The organism is Microbacterium atlanticum (assembly GCF_015277815.1).
Lineage (GTDB): Bacteria > Actinomycetota > Actinomycetes > Actinomycetales > Microbacteriaceae > Microbacterium > Microbacterium atlanticum.
The window spans coordinates 1,944,578-1,961,298 of record NZ_CP063813.1; the positions used below are offsets into that span (position 1 = coordinate 1,944,578).

The 16,721-nt window shown below is 70.4% G+C and carries 15 protein-coding genes; 6 read left to right on the forward strand and 9 right to left on the reverse strand.

Going from position 1 to position 16,721, the window contains the following annotated elements; genetic code table 11:
- Window positions 1-608: 608 nt before the first annotated feature.
- Entirely contained in the window at window positions 609-1,550 is a 942-nt protein-coding gene (locus IR212_RS08825) for a heme o synthase (protein ID WP_194395583.1), read from the reverse strand.
- Window positions 1,551-1,887: 337 nt separating this feature from the next.
- Here IR212_RS08825 and tkt point away from each other — a divergent pair, with 337 nt between their 5' ends.
- From tkt to pgl, 6 genes are read left to right on the forward strand one after another with little or no spacing between them, the layout of a single operon-like run.
- Window positions 1,888-4,008: a transketolase gene (gene tkt / locus IR212_RS08830; RefSeq protein WP_194395584.1), complete on the forward strand. Its 2,121-nt coding sequence runs from the start codon at window positions 1,888-1,890 to the stop codon at window positions 4,006-4,008.
- 18 nt (window positions 4,009-4,026) lie between these two features.
- A complete protein-coding gene (gene tal, locus IR212_RS08835; RefSeq protein WP_194395585.1) occupies window positions 4,027-5,148 on the forward strand; it encodes a transaldolase in 1,122 nt (373 codons plus the stop codon).
- On the forward strand, window positions 5,145-6,767 hold the full coding sequence (locus IR212_RS08840; RefSeq protein WP_194395586.1) for a glucose-6-phosphate isomerase: 1,623 nt from the start codon (window positions 5,145-5,147) through the stop codon (window positions 6,765-6,767). Before tal ends, IR212_RS08840 begins: the two co-directional genes overlap by 4 nt.
- 15 nt (window positions 6,768-6,782) lie before the next feature.
- Complete coding sequence (gene zwf / locus IR212_RS08845) at window positions 6,783-8,333, forward strand: glucose-6-phosphate dehydrogenase (RefSeq protein ID WP_194395587.1); 1,551 nt, start codon at window positions 6,783-6,785, stop codon at window positions 8,331-8,333.
- Window positions 8,330-9,289 (forward strand): glucose-6-phosphate dehydrogenase assembly protein OpcA, encoded by a 960-nt coding sequence (locus IR212_RS08850; RefSeq protein ID WP_194395588.1) that lies wholly within the window; start codon window positions 8,330-8,332, stop codon window positions 9,287-9,289. Before zwf ends, IR212_RS08850 begins: the two co-directional genes overlap by 4 nt.
- Window positions 9,290-9,319: 30 nt before the next feature.
- Window positions 9,320-10,099: a 6-phosphogluconolactonase gene (gene pgl / locus IR212_RS08855; RefSeq protein ID WP_194395589.1), complete on the forward strand. Its 780-nt coding sequence runs from the start codon at window positions 9,320-9,322 to the stop codon at window positions 10,097-10,099.
- A 73-nt stretch (window positions 10,100-10,172) separates the two neighbouring features.
- On the opposite strand, the gene IR212_RS08860 is transcribed toward pgl, so the two are convergent.
- The 8 genes from IR212_RS08860 to rapZ form a co-directional block, all read right to left on the reverse strand.
- Window positions 10,173-10,529 (reverse strand): RNA polymerase-binding protein RbpA, encoded by a 357-nt coding sequence (locus tag IR212_RS08860; RefSeq protein ID WP_194395590.1) that lies wholly within the window; start codon window positions 10,527-10,529, stop codon window positions 10,173-10,175.
- Window positions 10,529-10,777: a preprotein translocase subunit SecG gene (gene secG, locus IR212_RS08865; protein ID WP_194395591.1), complete on the reverse strand. Its 249-nt coding sequence runs from the start codon at window positions 10,775-10,777 to the stop codon at window positions 10,529-10,531. Before secG ends, IR212_RS08860 begins: the two co-directional genes overlap by 1 nt.
- A gap of 118 nt (window positions 10,778-10,895) precedes the next feature.
- Window positions 10,896-11,687: a triose-phosphate isomerase gene (gene tpiA, locus IR212_RS08870; RefSeq protein WP_194395592.1), complete on the reverse strand. Its 792-nt coding sequence runs from the start codon at window positions 11,685-11,687 to the stop codon at window positions 10,896-10,898.
- Entirely contained in the window at window positions 11,678-12,892 is a 1,215-nt protein-coding gene (locus tag IR212_RS08875) for a phosphoglycerate kinase (RefSeq protein ID WP_194395593.1), read from the reverse strand. The genes tpiA and IR212_RS08875 overlap by 10 nt, the downstream gene beginning before the upstream one ends.
- 4 nt (window positions 12,893-12,896) lie before the next feature.
- Window positions 12,897-13,901 (reverse strand): type I glyceraldehyde-3-phosphate dehydrogenase, encoded by a 1,005-nt coding sequence (gap, locus tag IR212_RS08880; RefSeq protein WP_194395594.1) that lies wholly within the window; start codon window positions 13,899-13,901, stop codon window positions 12,897-12,899.
- 104 nt (window positions 13,902-14,005) lie between these two features.
- Window positions 14,006-14,632 carry a superoxide dismutase gene (locus IR212_RS08885; protein WP_194395595.1) on the reverse strand — a complete coding sequence of 209 codons (627 nt, stop codon included), beginning with the start codon at window positions 14,630-14,632 and terminating at the stop codon, window positions 14,006-14,008.
- A gap of 141 nt (window positions 14,633-14,773) precedes the next feature.
- On the reverse strand, window positions 14,774-15,751 hold the full coding sequence (gene whiA, locus IR212_RS08890) for a DNA-binding protein WhiA (RefSeq protein WP_194395596.1): 978 nt from the start codon (window positions 15,749-15,751) through the stop codon (window positions 14,774-14,776).
- A 71-nt stretch (window positions 15,752-15,822) separates the two neighbouring features.
- Window positions 15,823-16,704, reverse strand: a complete 882-nt coding sequence (gene rapZ / locus IR212_RS08895) for an RNase adapter RapZ (protein WP_194395597.1) — start codon at window positions 16,702-16,704, stop codon at window positions 15,823-15,825.
- Between the last annotated feature and the right edge of the window lie 17 nt (window positions 16,705-16,721).

Genomic DNA, 16,721 nt, shown 5'->3' on the forward strand with positions numbered 1-16,721 from the left:
CCAGTGCACGGTCGCGGTGGCCGGCCGACCACCACGCGCGTGGGGACTGACCGCCACGTGGGGGCGGTCCTCGGCGAGGACCCACAGCCCCGCGCGCCGCGCCGCCGTCACGCACGTGAGCACGACTCCGCCCCGGGCGGCCGCGACGAGTTCGGCATCGGCATCCGGAACCGCCACCCAGTCGCGCGCCACCCGCAGGAGGGATCCCCGCTCGAGGGCGCGCCGCAGGTAGTGACGGGAATGCCCGTCGCGCTGCAGCGTCGATGCTCGCGCCACGCCACCGCGCGCTCGCACCGCCGAAGTGACCTCGCGCGCGGAACGCTCCCCGCGCTGGGCTGCTCCTCTGCTCCGGTCCGACACGACCCCAGCATGGTCGGCCACGCGGGGGCGCGGCGGGTTCTCGCTGCTCGAGGTGGGGAATCTCCGCTGCGTGCACCCTGTGGAGGAGCCTCACCGTATGCGCCACACGGTCGGAGATCTGCACGACGTCGGAGGGTCAAGCACAAGAGCGCCCGACTCGGCGTCGATCTCCGACGTCGTGGCGCGTCGGCGCGTCAGCGGGGCGCGTCAGCGCGTCAGCGCGCGTCAGCGAGCTCCGAGACCGCGCGTCAGAAGGGCAGCAGCGGGTCGACCGCGATGGCGACGAAGAGCAGCGTGAGGTACGTGATCGACGCGTGGAAGACGCGCATGGGCCGCGGCTCGGTGCCGCGCACCGCGCGGTTGTACAGCAGGTGCGACTCGTAGATGAACCAGCCGCCGAACACGAGCGCCGATACGGTGTACACCACGCCCATGCCCGCCACCGGGATGAGCAGCAGCGAGCACACCACGGTGGCCCACGCGTAGAGGATCACCTGTAGCCCGACCTGCGAGCCGGCGCGGGTGGCGCCCAGCATCGGCACGTCGACCTCCTCGTACTGGTCCTTGTACTTCATCGAGAGCGGCCAGTAGTGCGGCGGCGTCCACAGGAACACCAGCGCGAAGAGGATGATCGGCGGCCACGCCAGCGAACCGGTCACCGCGGACCACCCGATGAGCACGGGGAAGCAGCCCGCGATGCCGCCCCACACGATGTTCTGCTCGGTGCGGCGCTTGAGGATCATCGTGTAGATGACGACGTAGAAGAAGATGGCACCGGCCGACAGGGCCGCCGCGAGCCAGTTGGTGGTGAGCCACAGCCACACCGTCGAGAACACCGCGAGCGTCCAGGCGAAGGTCAGCGCACCGCGGGGCGAGACCTCGCCGGTGACCAGCGGGCGATTGACCGTGCGCTGCATGTGAGCATCGATGTCGCGGTCGAGGTACATGTTGAAGGCGGCGGCCGACCCGGCGCTCGCCGTGCCGCCGATGACGGTCGCGATGACGAGCCAGAGGTCGGGAAGTCCTCCCGCTGCGAGGATCATGACGGGCACGGTGGTGACCAGCAGCAGCTCGAGGACGCGCGGCTTCATCAGGGCGATGTAGGCCCGGACGGTGCGGCCGAAGCTCTGGCGCGACCGGCGCGAACCGTCGACGAGCGCCCCGGCCCCGGCCGTCTTCGTGATGTCCATGGCCCCCGCAATCGCCGCCCGCAGAATCCTTCCAAGTCTATGGCATCGGCGTGTCGCAGCCCGCCGCGGCGGCGGACGCCTGGGCCTCACGCAGCGGATCACAGGAGCGCTCCGCGGTGCGTGAGCAGAACGTGACCTGCAGGACACCGGGATGTCACCGGCGGCGCCGGTCGCTTCGCAAGACTGCGTCACATAGACCTCCTGCATGGCCTCGGCGGCACCCCGCTTCGCTATGCTGAGACCACGCGCGCCCGTCGCCGATTCCCCCTTCTCCGTCCGGACAAGGGCCGCGAGCCGGCCGGTTTCTGGGCGCAAGCTCCACGAGAAAGGCGGCCCGGTGTCGGAACTGCGTTGGGATGAGATCGATCGGCGCGCGGTGGACACCGCACGCGTGCTGGCTGCGGATGCGGTCGAGAAGGTGGGCAACGGCCACCCGGGCACCGCGATGAGCCTCGCGCCGGCGGCGTACCTGCTGTACCAGCGGGTGCTGCGGCACGACCCCGCCGACACCGACTGGCTGGGCCGCGACCGGTTCATCCTCTCGGCCGGCCACTCGTCGCTGACGCAGTACGTGCAGCTGTACCTGGGCGGGTTCGGGCTGGAGCTCGACGACCTGAAGGCGCTGCGCACGTGGGGCTCGAAGACTCCGGGACACCCCGAGTACGGCCACACCCGGGGCGTCGAGATCACCACCGGCCCGCTGGGCCAGGGCCTGGCGTCGGCCGTCGGCTTCGCGTACGCCGCGCGCTACGAGCGCGGGCTGTTCGACCCGGAGGCCGCCGCGGGCGAGTCGCCGTTCGATCACTTCGTGTACGTGATCGCCGGTGACGGCGACCTGCAGGAGGGGGTGACCAGTGAGGCGTCGTCGCTGGCAGGTCACCAGCAGCTGGGCAACCTGATCGCGATCTACGACTCCAACCAGATCTCGATCGAGGACGACACCAACGTCGCCTTCACGGAGGATGTGGCCAAGCGCTACGAGTCCTACGGATGGCACGTGCAGACGGTGGACTGGAAGAAGACGGGCGAGTACGTCGAGGACGTCGCCGAGCTCCACGCGGCGATCGAGGCTGCCAAGGGTGAGACCGACAAGCCGTCGCTCATCATCCTGCGCACCATCATCGGCTGGCCCTCGCCCGGAAAGCAGAACACCGGCAAGATCCACGGCTCCGCTCTGGGCGCCGACGAGCTGGCCGCGACGAAGGAGGTGCTCGGCTTCGACCCCGAGCAGTCGTTCGTGGTCGCGGACGACGTGCTGGCCCACACCCGCGCCCTCGCCGACCGCGCTGCCGAGGCGCGCGCCGCGTGGCAGGAGTCCTTCGACGCGTGGGCCGCGGCGAACCCCGAGCGCAAGGCGCTGCTGGACCGGCTGGAGGCCGGTGAGCTGCCCGAAGACATCACCGCTGCGCTGCCCTCGTTCGAGGCCGGCAAGGACGTCTCCACCCGTGCCGCGTCCGGTGTGGTCATCAACGCGCTGGCCGCCGAGCTGCCGGAGCTGTGGGGCGGCTCGGCCGACCTCGCGGAGTCGAACCTCACGACCATCAAAGACGCGAAGTCCTTCATCCCGTCGGAGTGGTCCACGCACGAGTGGTCGGGCGACCGGTACGGCCGCGTGCTGCACTTCGGCATCCGCGAGCACGCGATGGGTGCGATCGTCAACGGCATCAAGCTGCACGGGCCGACGCGTCCGTTCGGCGGCACCTTCCTCATCTTCAGCGACTACATGCGCCCCGCGGTGCGTCTGGCCGCGCTGATGGACATCCCGTCGATCTTCGTGTGGACCCACGACTCCGTCGCCCTCGGCGAAGACGGCCCGACCCACCAGCCGGTCGAGCAGCTCGCCACCCTGCGCGCCATCCCGAACTTCACCGTGGTGCGCCCCGCCGACGCGAACGAGACCTCCGCGGCGTGGCTCGAGATCCTGCGCCGCCAGGGCGGACCGGCGGGCATCGCACTGACCCGCCAGAACATCCCGGTGTTCGCGCGCGGTGAGGGCGAGGCATCCGGCGACGAGTTCGCCTCGACCGACGGCGTCGCCAAGGGCGCCTACATCCTCGCCGAGGCTCCCGGCGGCGAACCCGACGTGATCCTCATCGCCACCGGCTCCGAGGTGCAGCTGGCGGTCGCCGCGCGCGAGACCCTCGCCGCCGACGGCATCAACGCCCGAGTGGTGTCGGCGCCGTCGCTGGAGTGGTTCGACGAGCAGGACGAGGCGTACCGCGAGAAGGTGCTGCCCGCCGCGATCAAGGCACGCGTGTCGGTCGAGGCAGGCTCCGCCCTCACCTGGCGCAGCATCGTCGGGGACGCCGGCCGCTCCGTCGCAATCGACCACTTCGGCGCGTCCGCCGACTACAAGACCCTGTTCGAGAAGTTCGGCATCACCGCCGACGCCGTCGTCGACGCCGCCCGCGAGACCATCGCGGCCGCGGCGAAGCTCGACCTTGCGGCAGCGAAGTAAGCACGAGGAGAAGGCAGCATGAGCACCCCCACCGAGCAGCTGGTCCAGCACGGCGTGAGCATCTGGCTCGACGACCTGTCGCGCGAGCGCATCACGACGGGCAACCTGACCGAGCTCATCTCGACGCGCAACGTCAGCGGCGTCACCACGAACCCGACGATCTTCCAGGGCGCGATCGGCGGCGGCGGACACTCGTACGCCGACCAGATCGCCGAGCTCGCCAAGGCCGGCGCGTCGGTGGACGACGCGATCTTCGCCGCCACCACCGATGACGTGCGCGACGCGGCCGACATCTTCCGGCCGGTCTACGACGCCACCGACGGTGTCGACGGCCGCGTGTCGATCGAGGTCTCCCCCGACCTCGCGCACGATACCGAGGGCACCATCGCGCAGGCCAAGGAGCTGTGGGCCAGCGTCGACCGTCCGAACGTGCACATCAAGATCCCTGCCACCAAGGCCGGCCTGCCCGCCATCACGGCGGTGCTCGCGGAGGGCATCTCGGTCAACGTCACCCTGATCTTCAGCCTCGAGCGCTACGCCGAAGTCATCGAGGCGTTCCTCGCGGGCCTCGAGCAGGCGCAGGCGAACGGCCACGACATCTCGAAGATCCACTCCGTCGCGTCGTTCTTCGTCTCGCGCGTGGACACCGAGGTCGACAAGCGCCTCGTCGAGATCGGCACCGACGAGGCCCTGGGGCTGAAGTCCCTGGCCGGTGTCGCGAACGCGCGCCTCGCATACGAGCTGTTCGAGAAGGAGTTCGCCACCGACCGCGCCACCGCGCTCACCGCGGCCGGCGCGCACGTTCAGCGCCCACTGTGGGCCTCCACCGGCGTCAAGGACCCGTCGCTTCCCGACACCCTCTACGTGACCGAGCTTGTGGCGCCGGGCACCGTCAACACGATGCCCGAGAAGACCCTCCAGGCCACGTTCGACCACGGCCAGATCGCCGGCGACGCCGTGACCGCCACCTACGAGGCCGCGCACAAGGTGTTCGCCGACCTCGCGGCGGTCGGCGTCGACTTCGCCGACGTCACCCAGGTGCTCGAGGACGAGGGCGTGAGCAAGTTCATCGCCTCCTGGCACGACCTCCAGGGCACCGTGAAGACGGCCCTCGAGGACGCGCTCCAGGGCACCCGATGAGCTTCGACATCCACCTCTCGGGACGCGTCAAGTCGGTCGTCGAGGCCACGCTGCCGGGGCTCGTCTCGAGCCTGGTCGCGTCGGGCCTCACGGCCGGCGACGCCTCCCTGTGGGGGCCGGCCTCCGAGGACGAGGCCTCCCGGCGGCTGGGCTGGGTCGAGGCGGTCAGCGTGTCGCGCCCGCTGGTGCCCGAGATCCTCGCCCTGCGCGAGCGCCTCCGCGCGCGCGGCGTCACACGGGTCGTTCTCGCGGGCATGGGCGGCTCGTCGCTCGCTCCCGAGGTCATCGCGCAGACGTCCGGGGTTCCGCTGGTGATCCTCGACTCCACCGCCCCCGGCCAGGTGCTCGCCGCGATCGACGGCGACGCCGAGAGCGGCGACCTCACGCGCACCGTCCTGGTGGTGTCGTCCAAGTCGGGGTCCACCGTCGAGACCGACTCCGCCAAGCGCGCGTTCGAGGCCGCGTTCCGCGACCTGGGGATCGACCCCGCGGAGCGCATCGTCGTCGTCACCGATCCCGGATCGCCGCTGGACGAGTCCGCCCGCTCAGACGGCTACACCGTCTTCAACGCCGACCCCACAGTCGGCGGGCGGTACTCCGCGCTCACGGCGTTCGGCCTCGTGCCGGCCGGCCTGGCGGGGGCCGACATCACCGAGCTCCTCGACGAGGCCGAGGCCTCCCTGCTCGAGGTCGCCATCGACAGTCCCGACAACCCGGCGCTGGTGCTCGCCGCCGCGATCGCCGGCGACGAGCCGCGCCGCGACAAGCTGGGACTCGTCACCGACGGCACCCACATCGAGGGGCTGCCCGACTGGATCGAGCAGCTGGTCGCCGAGTCCACGGGCAAGGACGGCACCGGCATCCTGCCCGTCGTCCTCCTGCCGGTCTCGCCGGAAGTCGAAGCCAAACCCGCCGACCTGCAGGTGGTGCGCTTCGTCGACGAGGCGAAGCAGTTCCACCTCTTCGAGCACCACGAGGGCGAAGTCCTCGTCAGCGGGTCGCTGGGGGCTCAGTTCGTGGTGTGGGAGTACGCGACGGCGATCGTGGGACGGATGCTGGGCATCAACCCCTTCGACCAGCCCGACGTCGAGTCCGCCAAGGTGGCCGCTCGGGGTCTGCTCGACGCGCGCCCCGAACCCACCGCCCCCGCCTTCACGGCCGAGGGCGTGGAGGTTCGCGTGTCGGACCCCGCGCTCGCGGCATCCGGAACCGTCGCCGGCGTGCTCGACGCGCTGTGGACGCGGCTCCCGGCCGACGGCTACGTCGCCATCCACGCGTATGTGAACCGCCTCGACCTCCCGCAGCTCGCCGGCCTCCGCGAGCTCGTGGCCGCCGACTCCGGGCGTCCCACCACGTTCGGGTGGGGCCCCCGGTTCCTGCATTCGACCGGCCAGTACCACAAGGGCGGTCCGGCGAACGGCGTCTTCCTGCAGATCCTCGAGCAGACCGACGTCGACCTCGAGATCCCGGGCCGGCCGTTCACGTTCGGCCAGCTCATCCAGGCTCAGGCCGCCGGCGACGCGAGCGTGCTCGCCGACGGACACGGCCGGCCTGTCGTCACCATCACCCTGACCGACCCCCAGATCGAAGTGCTGTCGCTCTTCGAAGCGGCCCAGTAGGAGCCCCACTCCCCCATGACCGTCGAGATTTCGCGCGGGCACAACCCGCTGCGCGACCCCGAAGACCGTCGCCTGAACCGCATCGCGGGCCCGAGCGCGCTCGTCATCTTCGGTGTGACGGGAGACCTCTCCCGCAAGAAGCTCATGCCCGCCGTCTACGACCTCGCCAACCGCGGACTGCTGCCCCCCGGGTTCGCCCTCGTGGGCTTCGCCCGCCGGGATTGGGAGGACCAGGACTTCGCCAAGGTCGTCTACGATGCGGTGCGCCAGCATGCGCGCACCGAGTTCCGCGAAGAGACCTGGCAGCAGCTGCTGCAGGGCATCCGGTTCGTGTCGGGCGAGTTCGACGACCCCGACGCGTTCCGCCGCCTGCGTGAGACCGTGGACAAGCTCGACACCGAGCGCGGCACGATGGGCAACCACGCGTTCTACCTGTCGATCCCGCCGAAGGCGTTCCCGCTGGTCGCCGAGCAGCTCAAGGCCTCGGGCCTGGTCGACGACACGGCCGACAGCCCGGACCGCTGGCGGCGCGTGGTCATCGAGAAGCCCTTCGGTCACGACCAGGAGTCCGCGCGGGCACTCAACGACGTGCTGCGCTCGGCCTTCCCGACGGACTCGATCTTCCGCATCGACCACTACCTCGGCAAGGAGACGGTCCAGAACATCCTGGCGCTGCGCTTCGCCAACGAGCTGTACGAGCCGATCTGGAACCGCAACTACGTCGACCACGTGCAGATCACGATGGCGGAGGACATCGGCGTCGGCGGCCGCGCCGGGTACTACGACGGTGTCGGCGCCGCGCGCGACGTGATCCAGAACCACCTGCTGCAGCTCATGGCGCTGACGGCGATGGAGGAGCCGATCTCGTTCGACGCGGCGCACCTCCGCGCCGAGAAGGAGAAGGTGCTCGCGGCGGTCACGCTCCCCGAGGACCTCGCCCGTTCGACCGCGCGCGGGCAGTACGCGGGCGGCTGGCAGGGCGGCGAGAAGGTGCTGGGCTTCCTCGAGGAGGACGGCATGAACCCGCAGTCGACCACCGAGACGTACGCCGCGGTGACCCTCGAGGTGAATACCCGCCGCTGGGCGGGGGTGCCGTTCTACCTCCGCACCGGCAAGCGGCTCGGCCGAAGGGTCACCGAGATCGCGGTGGTGTTCAAGCGCGCTCCCGAGCTGCTGTTCTCGCGCAGCCAGACCTCGGGCCAGGGTCAGAACGCCCTGGTGATCCGCGTGCAGCCCGACGAGGGCGTGACGATCCGCTTCGGGTCGAAGGTGCCCGGCGCGGGCGCTCAGGTGCGCGACGTCACGATGGACTTCGGCTATGGCCACGCGTTCACCGAGGCGAGTCCGGAGGCCTACGAGCGCCTGATCCTGGATGTGCTCCTCGGCGACCCGCCGCTGTTCCCGCGGCACGAAGAGGTCGAGCTCTCGTGGCAGATCCTCGACCCGATCGAGCGGTTCTGGGACTCGCAGGGCGGTCCGCTCGAACAGTACTCGCCCGGGTCGTGGGGCCCGGCATCCGCGGACGAGATGCTCGCCCGCGACGGACGGAGCTGGAGGCGCCCGTGATCGTCGATCTTCCCGACACCACCGTCAGCAAGATCTCGCGCGCACTGGTCAACGTGCGAGAAGAGGGCGGCGCGGTGGCGCTCGGCCGCGTGCTGACGCTCGTGATCCTGACCCGTGAGGGCGCCGTCGAAGAGGTGATCGAGGCGGCGAACGACGCCTCGCGCGAGCATCCGATGCGGGTCATCGTGCTGATGATCGCCGACGGGTACGACGAGGAGTCGCGCCTGGATGCGCAGATCCGCGTCGGCGGCGACGCGGGCGCGAGCGAGGTCGTCACGCTCCGCGCCCTCGGCGATGCCGGGCGATCGAACCTCGAGAGCCTCATCACCGGCCTCCTGCTGCCAGATGCGCCGGTCGTGGTGTGGTGGCCGAACCGCACCCCCGCGAACATCTCGAAGACCTCGATCGGCCGCATCGCGCAGCGCCGGATCACGGATGCCGCTGCACAGGGCGACCCGTCCGCCTGGGTCGCGGGACTCGGCGCGCAGTACGCGCCGGGTGACACCGACCTCGCGTGGACCCGCCTGACGCGGTGGCGCGAGCAGCTCGCGGCCATCCTCGATCAACCGCCCTACGAGCCGGTGCTCAGCGTGCGGGTGCGCGGTGCGTCCGACTCGCCGTCCACCGCGCTCCTCGCGGCATGGCTGCGGCTCGCGCTCGACGTGCCGGTGGACTGGGCGTACCTCGACCCGGAGGAGTGGCCGCACGGCATCAAGTCGGTGGCCCTCGTGCGCCCGAGCGGCGAGGTGCTGCTGGAGCGCCCGACCCCGGGTGTCGCGATCCTCACGCAGCCCGGGCAGCCCAGCCACGAGCTGGCGTTCCCGCGCCGCACCCTGCGGGAGTGCCTCGCCGAGGAGCTCCGTCGCCTGGACCCGGACCTCCTGTATGGTCGAGTGATCACGGAGGGCTGGGAGCTGCTGGACTCTCCCGCGACGAAGGAGACGCACGCCACATGAGCCAAGCGCGGGTGACGGACGGGGTTGCGGATGCCTGAAGGCTGGGCCGAGAAGCGCGTCGTCATCAGTCCTGATCCCGTGGCTCTCGCCGAGTCGGTCGCCCCGCGCTTCCTGAGCCGCGTGGCCAAGCGGGTCGGCGAAGGCAGGCTCGCCCATGTGTCGCTCACCGGCGGCTCGATGGGGTCCGCGGTCCTGGCAGCCGCCGCCCGCAGCCCGCGTGTGGGTGAGATCGACTGGTCGCGCGTGCACTTCTGGTGGAGCGACGAACGTTTCGTGCCGCGCGGTCACGCCGACCGCAACGACGGCCAGGCGCGCGCGGCGTTCCTCGACGCGCTGGACATCCCCGCCGCCAACGTCCACGCCGCGCTCGGCAGCGACGAGAGCGCCGACCTCGACGCAGCTGCCGCCGCCTACGCCGCAGAGCTGGCGGCGTTTCCCGGCAAGGAGGGCGCGTGGCCGTCGTTCGACGTGTGCTTCCTCGGCGTCGGCCCTGACGGCCACATCGCGTCGCTCTTCCCGGACCGCACCGAGATCCAGGTCACCGACCGTTCCGTCGTGCCGGTGCGGGACTCCCCCAAGCCGCCGTCGGAGCGCATCTCGATGACGCGTCCGGTGATCAACAGCTCCAAGCGCGTCTGGCTCGTGCTCGCGGGCGCCGACAAGGCGTCCGCGCTCGGGCTCGCTCTCGCCGGCGCGAGCTATGCCACCGTCCCCGCGGCGGGCGCGAAAGGCCGCAAGCGCACGACGTTCTTCGTGGACCAGGCGGCCGCGGCCCAGGTCCCGCCGGAGCTCATCGACCAGGAGTACTGACGGGCCGGCGGCAGACCTGTGCGAACGACAAGAGCGGATGCCGCGGCATCCGCTCTTGTCGAATCGGCAGGTATCAGTCCTGGCCGCGACGCTCGCGCAGCTGCTTCAGCGCGTCCTCGAGGAGGCTCTCGGCCTCTTCCTCGGTACGGCGCTCCTTCACGTAGGCGAGGTGCGTCTTGTACGGCTCGGTCTTGGCGACCGCCGGCGGGTTCTCCTTGTCGCGTCCGGCGGGCAGACCGGAGTGGGGGGAGTCGATGGTGTCGGGGATCTCCTCGTCCGGAATTCCGGCCGCGAAGTAGCGGACCGTCTCGTTGCCGAGGGCGTCCCAGTACGAGATCGCGATGCGCTCGGCGTGGAAGCCGTGGTCCTGTTCGCCCATCGGGCCCGCGCCGACGCGGGTGCCGCGGATCGCGTTGCCTCCGGTGGCCATCAGAGGGCCGCGAACTTCGTGATCAGGCCGAGCGCGACGATGGACGCGAACCAGACCAGCGCGAGGATCACCGTGAACCGGTTGAGGTTGCGCTCGGCGAGGCCGGACGAGCCGAGGGCCGAGGTCATGCCGCCGCCGAACATGTCGGACAGGCCGCCGCCGCGCCCCTTGTGGAGCAGGATGAGGAGAGTCAGCAGGAGGCTCGTGATGCCGAGAAGCACCTGCAGGACGAACTCGAGGATCAGCACAGTCGTTGAAGCCTTTCGCGGCGATCGATCGCCGATCGCACAAGGACCAAGTATAGCCACCGGGTTCCGCACGCTTCGACAGGCTCGGCGACCGTGCGCCGAGCCTGTCGGAGGGACGTCAGACGCCGACGTGCTTCTGGTAGCGGATGATCGCGGCGAACTCGTCCACGACGAGACTCGCGCCTCCGACGAGGGCGCCGTCGACATCGGGCTCACGCATGAAGCTCGCGATGTTCGCGGCCTTCACCGAGCCGCCGTACAGCACGCGCGTGCGGGCGGCGGCATCCGCGCCCAGCTTGTCGGCGATGACCTCACGGAGCTTCGCGCAGACGTCCTGCGCCTGCTCGGGCGTCGCCGCCTGACCGGATCCGATGGCCCACACCGGCTCGTAGGCGACCACGATGTCGGCGTCGGGCTTGATACCCTCGAGCGCGGCTGACAGCTGGCTGACCGGAACGGCGCTCGCACCGAACTTCTCGAGGTCCTCGCTGGTCTCACCCACGCAGATCACCGGGACGAGCCCGTGCTTGATCGCCGCCTTCACCTTGGCTGCCACGACCTCGTCGGTCTCGGCGTGGTACTGGCGGCGCTCGGAGTGCCCGATGATGACGTAGCGCGCGTCGAGCTTCGCCAGGAAGGCGCCCGACACCTCTCCGGTGTAGGCACCGCTGTCATGCACCGACACGTCCTGCGCGCCGAGGGCGAACGGGATCTTGTCGGCGTCCAGGAGGGTCTGCACGGTGCGGAGGTCGGTGAACGGCGGGAACACCGCGACCTCGACCGAGCCGTCCTCGTGCTTGGCGTCCTTGAGCGTCCAGTGCAGCTTCTGCACGAACGCGACCGCCTGCAGGTGGTCGAGGTTCATCTTCCAGTTCCCCGCGATGAGCGGGGTGCGGCCTGCTACTGCCATCCGAGGACCTCCAGTCCGGGGAGCTTCTTGCCTTCCAGGAACTCGAGGCTCGCGCCCCCGCCCGTGGAGATGTGGCCGAAGGCGTCGTCGGCGAAACCGAGCTGACGCACCGCGGCGGCGGAGTCGCCGCCGCCGACGACCGAGAGACCGTCGACCTCGGTGAGGGCCTTCGCGACCGCCTTCGTGCCCGCGGCGAACGCGGGCATCTCGAACACGCCCATCGGGCCGTTCCAGAACACCGTCCGCGAGTCGCGCACCTTGTCGGCGAAGACCGCCGCGGTCTCGGGACCGATGTCGAGCCCGAGCCCGGAGGCGCCGAACGCGGTGTCCTCCAGGGCCGACGCCGGGGCGACGACGTGCTCGGCGTCGGCCGAGAACGATGCGGCGACGACCGCGTCGACGGGGAGCACCAGCTCGACGCCGCGCTCCTCGGCCGTCGCGACGTAGCGCTTCACGGTGTCGAGCTGGTCCTGCTCCAGCAGGCTGGATCCGACCTTGTGCCCCTGCGCGGCGAGGAACGTGAACATCATGCCGCCACCGACGAGGAGGCGGTCGACGCGCGGCAGCAGGTGCTCGATGACGCCCAGCTTGTCGCTGACCTTCGACCCGCCGAGCACGACCGTGTAGGGACGCTCCGGGTTCTCGGTGAGGCGGTCGAGGACGTCGACCTCCTTCTCGATGAGGAACCCGGCGGCCGACGGGAGGATCTGGGCCAGATCGAACACCGACGCCTGCTTGCGGTGGACGACGCCGAAGCCGTCCGAGACCAGCACGTCGCCGAGGACGGCGAGCTCCTCGGCGAAGGAGCGACGCTCGGCGTCGTCCTTCGAGGTCTCCGCCGCGTTGAACCGCAGGTTCTCGATGACCGCGACGTCGCCGTCCTCGAGCGCCGCGGCGGCCTCGCGAGCCGACTCGCCGACGGTGTCACGCGCGAACGCGACCGGCTTGCCGAGGAGTTCCGACAGACGCTGCGCCACCGGGGCGAGGCTGTACTTCGGGTCGGGCGCGCCGTCCGGGCGGCCCAGGTGGGAGCAGACGATGACGCGGGCGCCCTGATTGATGAGGGCGTTCAGCGTGGGGAGCGTGGCCCGCACACGGCCATCGTCCGTGATGACCGCGTCCTTGAGGGGGACGTTGAGGTCAGCACGGACGATGACGCGCTTGCCGGCCAGCGAACCCAGCGAGTCGAGGGTGCGCAGAGCCATGGGATCAGAGCTTCGAGGCGACGATCTCGGTGAGGTCGACGAGGCGGTTGGAGTATCCCCACTCGTTGTCGTACCAGCCGACGACCTTGACCTGGTTGCCGATGACACGGGTCAGACCCGCGTCGAAGATGCAGGAGTGGTCGTCGGTGACGATGTCGCTGGAGACGATCTCGTCCTCGGTGTACTTGAGGATGCCCTTGAGGGAGCCCTCGGCGGCGGCCTTGTAGGCGGCCTTGATCTCGTCGACAGTGACCTCGCGCTCGAGCTCGACCGTGAGGTCGGTGGCCGATCCGGTGGGGACCGGCACGCGCAGGGCGAACCCGTCGAGCTTGCCCTTCAGCTCCGGCAGCACCAGGCCGATGGCCTTGGCGGCACCGGTCGAGGTGGGGACGATGTTGAGCGCAGCGGCGCGGGCACGGCGCAGGTCGCTGTGCGGGCCGTCCTGCAGGTTCTGGTCGGCGGTGTACGCATGGACCGTCGTCATGAGGCCCTTGACGATGCCGAACTCGTCGTTGAGCACCTTCGCGAGCGGCGCGAGGCAGTTGGTGGTGCACGACGCGTTGGAGATGATGTGCTGCGTCGCGGGGTCGTACGTGTCGGCGTTCGCCCCGATGACGAACGTGCCGTCCTCGCCGCTCGCGGGGGCGGAGATGAGCACCTTCTTGGCGCCGCCCGCGATGTGCTTGCCGGCGTCGGCGGCCTTGGTGAAGCGGCCGGTCGACTCGATGACGATGTCGACGCCGAGCTCGCCCCAGGGCAGGTTGGCGGGGTCGCGCTCTTCGAAGACCTTGATGGTCTTGCCGCCGACCGTGATCGAGTCCTCGGTGTACGAGACCTCCTGGTCGAGGCGACCGAGGATCGAGTCGTACTTGAGGAGGTGAGCCAGGGTCTTGTTGTCGGTGAGGTCGTTCACCGCCACGATGTCGAGGTCCGCGCCCTGCGCGAGCGCCGCGCGGAGGTAATTGCGTCCGATTCGGCCGAAGCCGTTGATGCCGATCTTGACAGCCACGGAGTTTCTCCTGAGTGTGTCGTGCGCGAGTGCGCGGTTGTTGCGATTCGAACGTGGACAACGGCGTCCCGGCGGGCGTCATCCCGCCGGGACGGCCGCGCCTACTAGGACAGTACCAGCAGGCCCGAGGTCTTCTGACGGGCGGCGTCGAGGCGCTGCGCCACGTTCTGCCAGTTCGCGATGTTCCAGACCGCCTTGACGTAGTCGGCCTTGACGTTCAGGTAGTCGAGGTAGAAGGCGTGCTCCCACATGTCCAGCTGGAACACCGGGATGGTGCCCTGCGCGGTGTTGCTCTGCTGGTCGAAGAGCTGCTGGATGATGAGCTGCTGACCGATCGGGTCCCAGCTGAGCACGGCCCAGCCGGAGCCCTGGATGCCGGTGGCGGCCGCGGTGAAGTGCGCCTGGAACTTGTCGAAGCCGCCGAAGAACTCGTCGATGGCGGCACGCAGCTCGCCCTCGGGCTCGCCGCCGCCCTCCGGCGACAGATTGGTCCAGAAGATGGAGTGGTTCACGTGGCCGCCGAGGTTGAACGCGAGGTCCTTCTCGAGCTTGTTCACGTTCGCCAGGTTGCCGGACTCGCGGGCCTCGGCGAGCTGCTCGAGCGCGGTGTTGGCACCGGTCACGTACGCCTGGTGGTGCTTGCTGTGGTGCAGCTCCATGATCTTGCCGCTGATGTGCGGCTCGAGCGCGGCGTAGTCGTAAGGGAGGTCGGGCAAGGAGTAGGTCGCCATGTTCTCTTCTTCCTGTCGGCGCGCGCCGAATCCCCGGCGCAGCGAGGGTGACGCACTCATCCTACTGAGGGGCGACGCGGCCGCGCCGGGGTTGCTTCGCTGCGTGACGTGTGGAAGACGGATGCCTCCACCCGCCGCCGGTCAGTCCTCGATGCCGGCGGGGACGGCCGACTCGGTGCCGGGGAGGCCCTCGGCTTCGGCCTTCTTGTCGGCCATGGCCAGCAGCCGGCGGATGCGGCCGGCGACGGCGTCCTTCGTCAGGGGCGGATCGGCGTGGTGGCCGAGCTCGTCCAGGCTCGCATCGCGATGCGCCAGGCGCAGGTCGCCCGCCTGGCGGAGGTGCTCGGGCACGTCGTCGCCGAGGATCTCGAGCGCGCGCTCCACGCGCGCGCAGGCGGCGACGGCGGCCTGAGCGGAACGCCGCAGGTTCGCGTCGTCGAAGTTCACGAGCCGGTTGACCCCGGCGCGCACCTCGCGGCGCTGCCGCATCTGATCCCACTCGGCGGCGGCGCGGACGGCGCCCATCGCGGCGAGGGCTGCGCGGATCGCCTCACCCTCTCGCACGACCACACGCGGGATCCCGCGCACCTCGCGCGCCTTGCCCGCGATGCCGAGGCGGTGCGCGGCGCCGACGAGCGCCATCGCCGCCTCGGACGACGGGCAGGTGATCTCGAGCGCCGCCGAGCGGCCGGGGTCGCTGAGGCTCCCGGCGGCGAGGAAAGCGCCCCGCCAGATGGCGGCCAGGTCGCCGCGCGAGCCGGTGGTGAGCTTGTTGGGAAGGCCGCGGACCGGCCGACGGCGCTGATCGAGAAGCCCGGTCTGCCGGGCGAGAGTCTCACCGCCTTCGATGACGCGGACGGCGTAGTGGCTGCCCCCGCGGGCACCGGATCCCTGCACGTGCACGAGCTCGGGGCGCACGCCGTACAGCTCGACGAGGTCGCGCGCGGTGCGGCGCGCGAGGATGTCGGAGTCCAGCTCCGCCTCGACCGCCACGCGGTTGGCGATCGAGTGCAGGCCTCCCGAGAAGCGCAGCAGCGACGTGAGCTCGGCCACCCGCGCGGTGGGGCGCGGGTCTCGCACGGTGATCAGCTCGGCCTTCACGTCAGCGGTCAGCGACACGGCTCTCCTTCTGAGGTCTTTCGGGAACGACCGCCAAGCCTACCCGGCCGGGCCCGTCGCGGAGGCGGGCATCACTCCCGGCCGAGGTCCCGATGGGTCATGCGCACCGCGACGCCCGGCACCGCTCCGAGACGGCCGGCGAGCTCTCGGACCATGGCGACCGAGCGGTGCTTGCCGCCCGTGCAGCCGACGGCGATCACGGAGTGACTCTTGTTCTCACGCTGATAGCCCTCCAGCACGGGGCGCAGCGCCGCGCTGTAGGCGTCGAGGAACTCCTTCGCCCCCTCCTGTGCGAGCACGTAGTCGCGCACTTCGGCATCCTCGCCGGTGAACGGCCGCAGCCGCTCGTCCCAGAACGGGTTCGGCAGGAACCGCATGTCGACCACCATGTCGGCGTCGGCGGGCAGGCCGTACTTGAACCCGAAGCTCTGCAGCGTCACGGTATGCCGGGCGGCGCCCTCCTCGGTGAACAGATCGGCGATCTTCGTGGCGAGCTGGTGGATGTTGAAGGCGGAGGTGTCGATGATGACGTCGGCGCTCTCGCGGACGGCCGCCAGCCTGGCGCGTTCACGGCGGATGCCGTTCAGCAGGGTCCCGTCGCCCTGCAGCGGGTGGGGGCGGCGGACGGCCTCGAACCGCCGCACCAGCACTTCGTCGGAGGCGTCCAGGAACATCAGCCGGATCGGGCGGCGGTCGCGGAGCGCCCGCATCGCATCAGGCAGGTCGAAGAAGAGGTCTCGACCCCGTACGTCGACGACCACCGCCACGCGCGGCAGCACTCCCGCGGCGAGCTCGGTGAGATCCAGCAGCGGCTTGAGCATCTGCGGCGGCAGGTTGTCGACCACGTACCAATCGAGATCCTCGAGGGCGTTGGCCGCGGTCGATCGCCCGGCACCGGACATGCCCGTGACGATCAGCACTTCCCCGATGTCGTGACGCGTCGCCTCGACCATGACCACCCCCGCCCGAC

Bases quoted from the DNA above. Each gene is read 5' to 3' on its own strand.
- IR212_RS08825 (WP_194395583.1), bottom strand. From the start codon at position 1,550: ATGGACATCACGAAGACGGCCGGGGCCGGGGCGCTCGTCGACGGTTCG.
- tal (WP_194395585.1), top strand. From the start codon at position 4,027: ATGAGCACCCCCACCGAGCAGCTGGTCCAGCACGGCGTGAGCATCTGG.
- IR212_RS08840 (WP_194395586.1), top strand. From the start codon at position 5,145: ATGAGCTTCGACATCCACCTCTCGGGACGCGTCAAGTCGGTCGTCGAG.
- zwf (WP_194395587.1), top strand. From the start codon at position 6,783: ATGACCGTCGAGATTTCGCGCGGGCACAACCCGCTGCGCGACCCCGAA.
- pgl (WP_194395589.1), top strand. From the start codon at position 9,320: ATGCCTGAAGGCTGGGCCGAGAAGCGCGTCGTCATCAGTCCTGATCCC.
- IR212_RS08860 (WP_194395590.1), bottom strand. From the start codon at position 10,529: ATGGCCACCGGAGGCAACGCGATCCGCGGCACCCGCGTCGGCGCGGGC.
- tpiA (WP_194395592.1), bottom strand. From the start codon at position 11,687: ATGGCAGTAGCAGGCCGCACCCCGCTCATCGCGGGGAACTGGAAGATG.
- IR212_RS08875 (WP_194395593.1), bottom strand. From the start codon at position 12,892: ATGGCTCTGCGCACCCTCGACTCGCTGGGTTCGCTGGCCGGCAAGCGC.
- IR212_RS08885 (WP_194395595.1), bottom strand. From the start codon at position 14,632: ATGGCGACCTACTCCTTGCCCGACCTCCCTTACGACTACGCCGCGCTC.
- rapZ (WP_194395597.1), bottom strand. From the start codon at position 16,704: ATGGTCGAGGCGACGCGTCACGACATCGGGGAAGTGCTGATCGTCACG.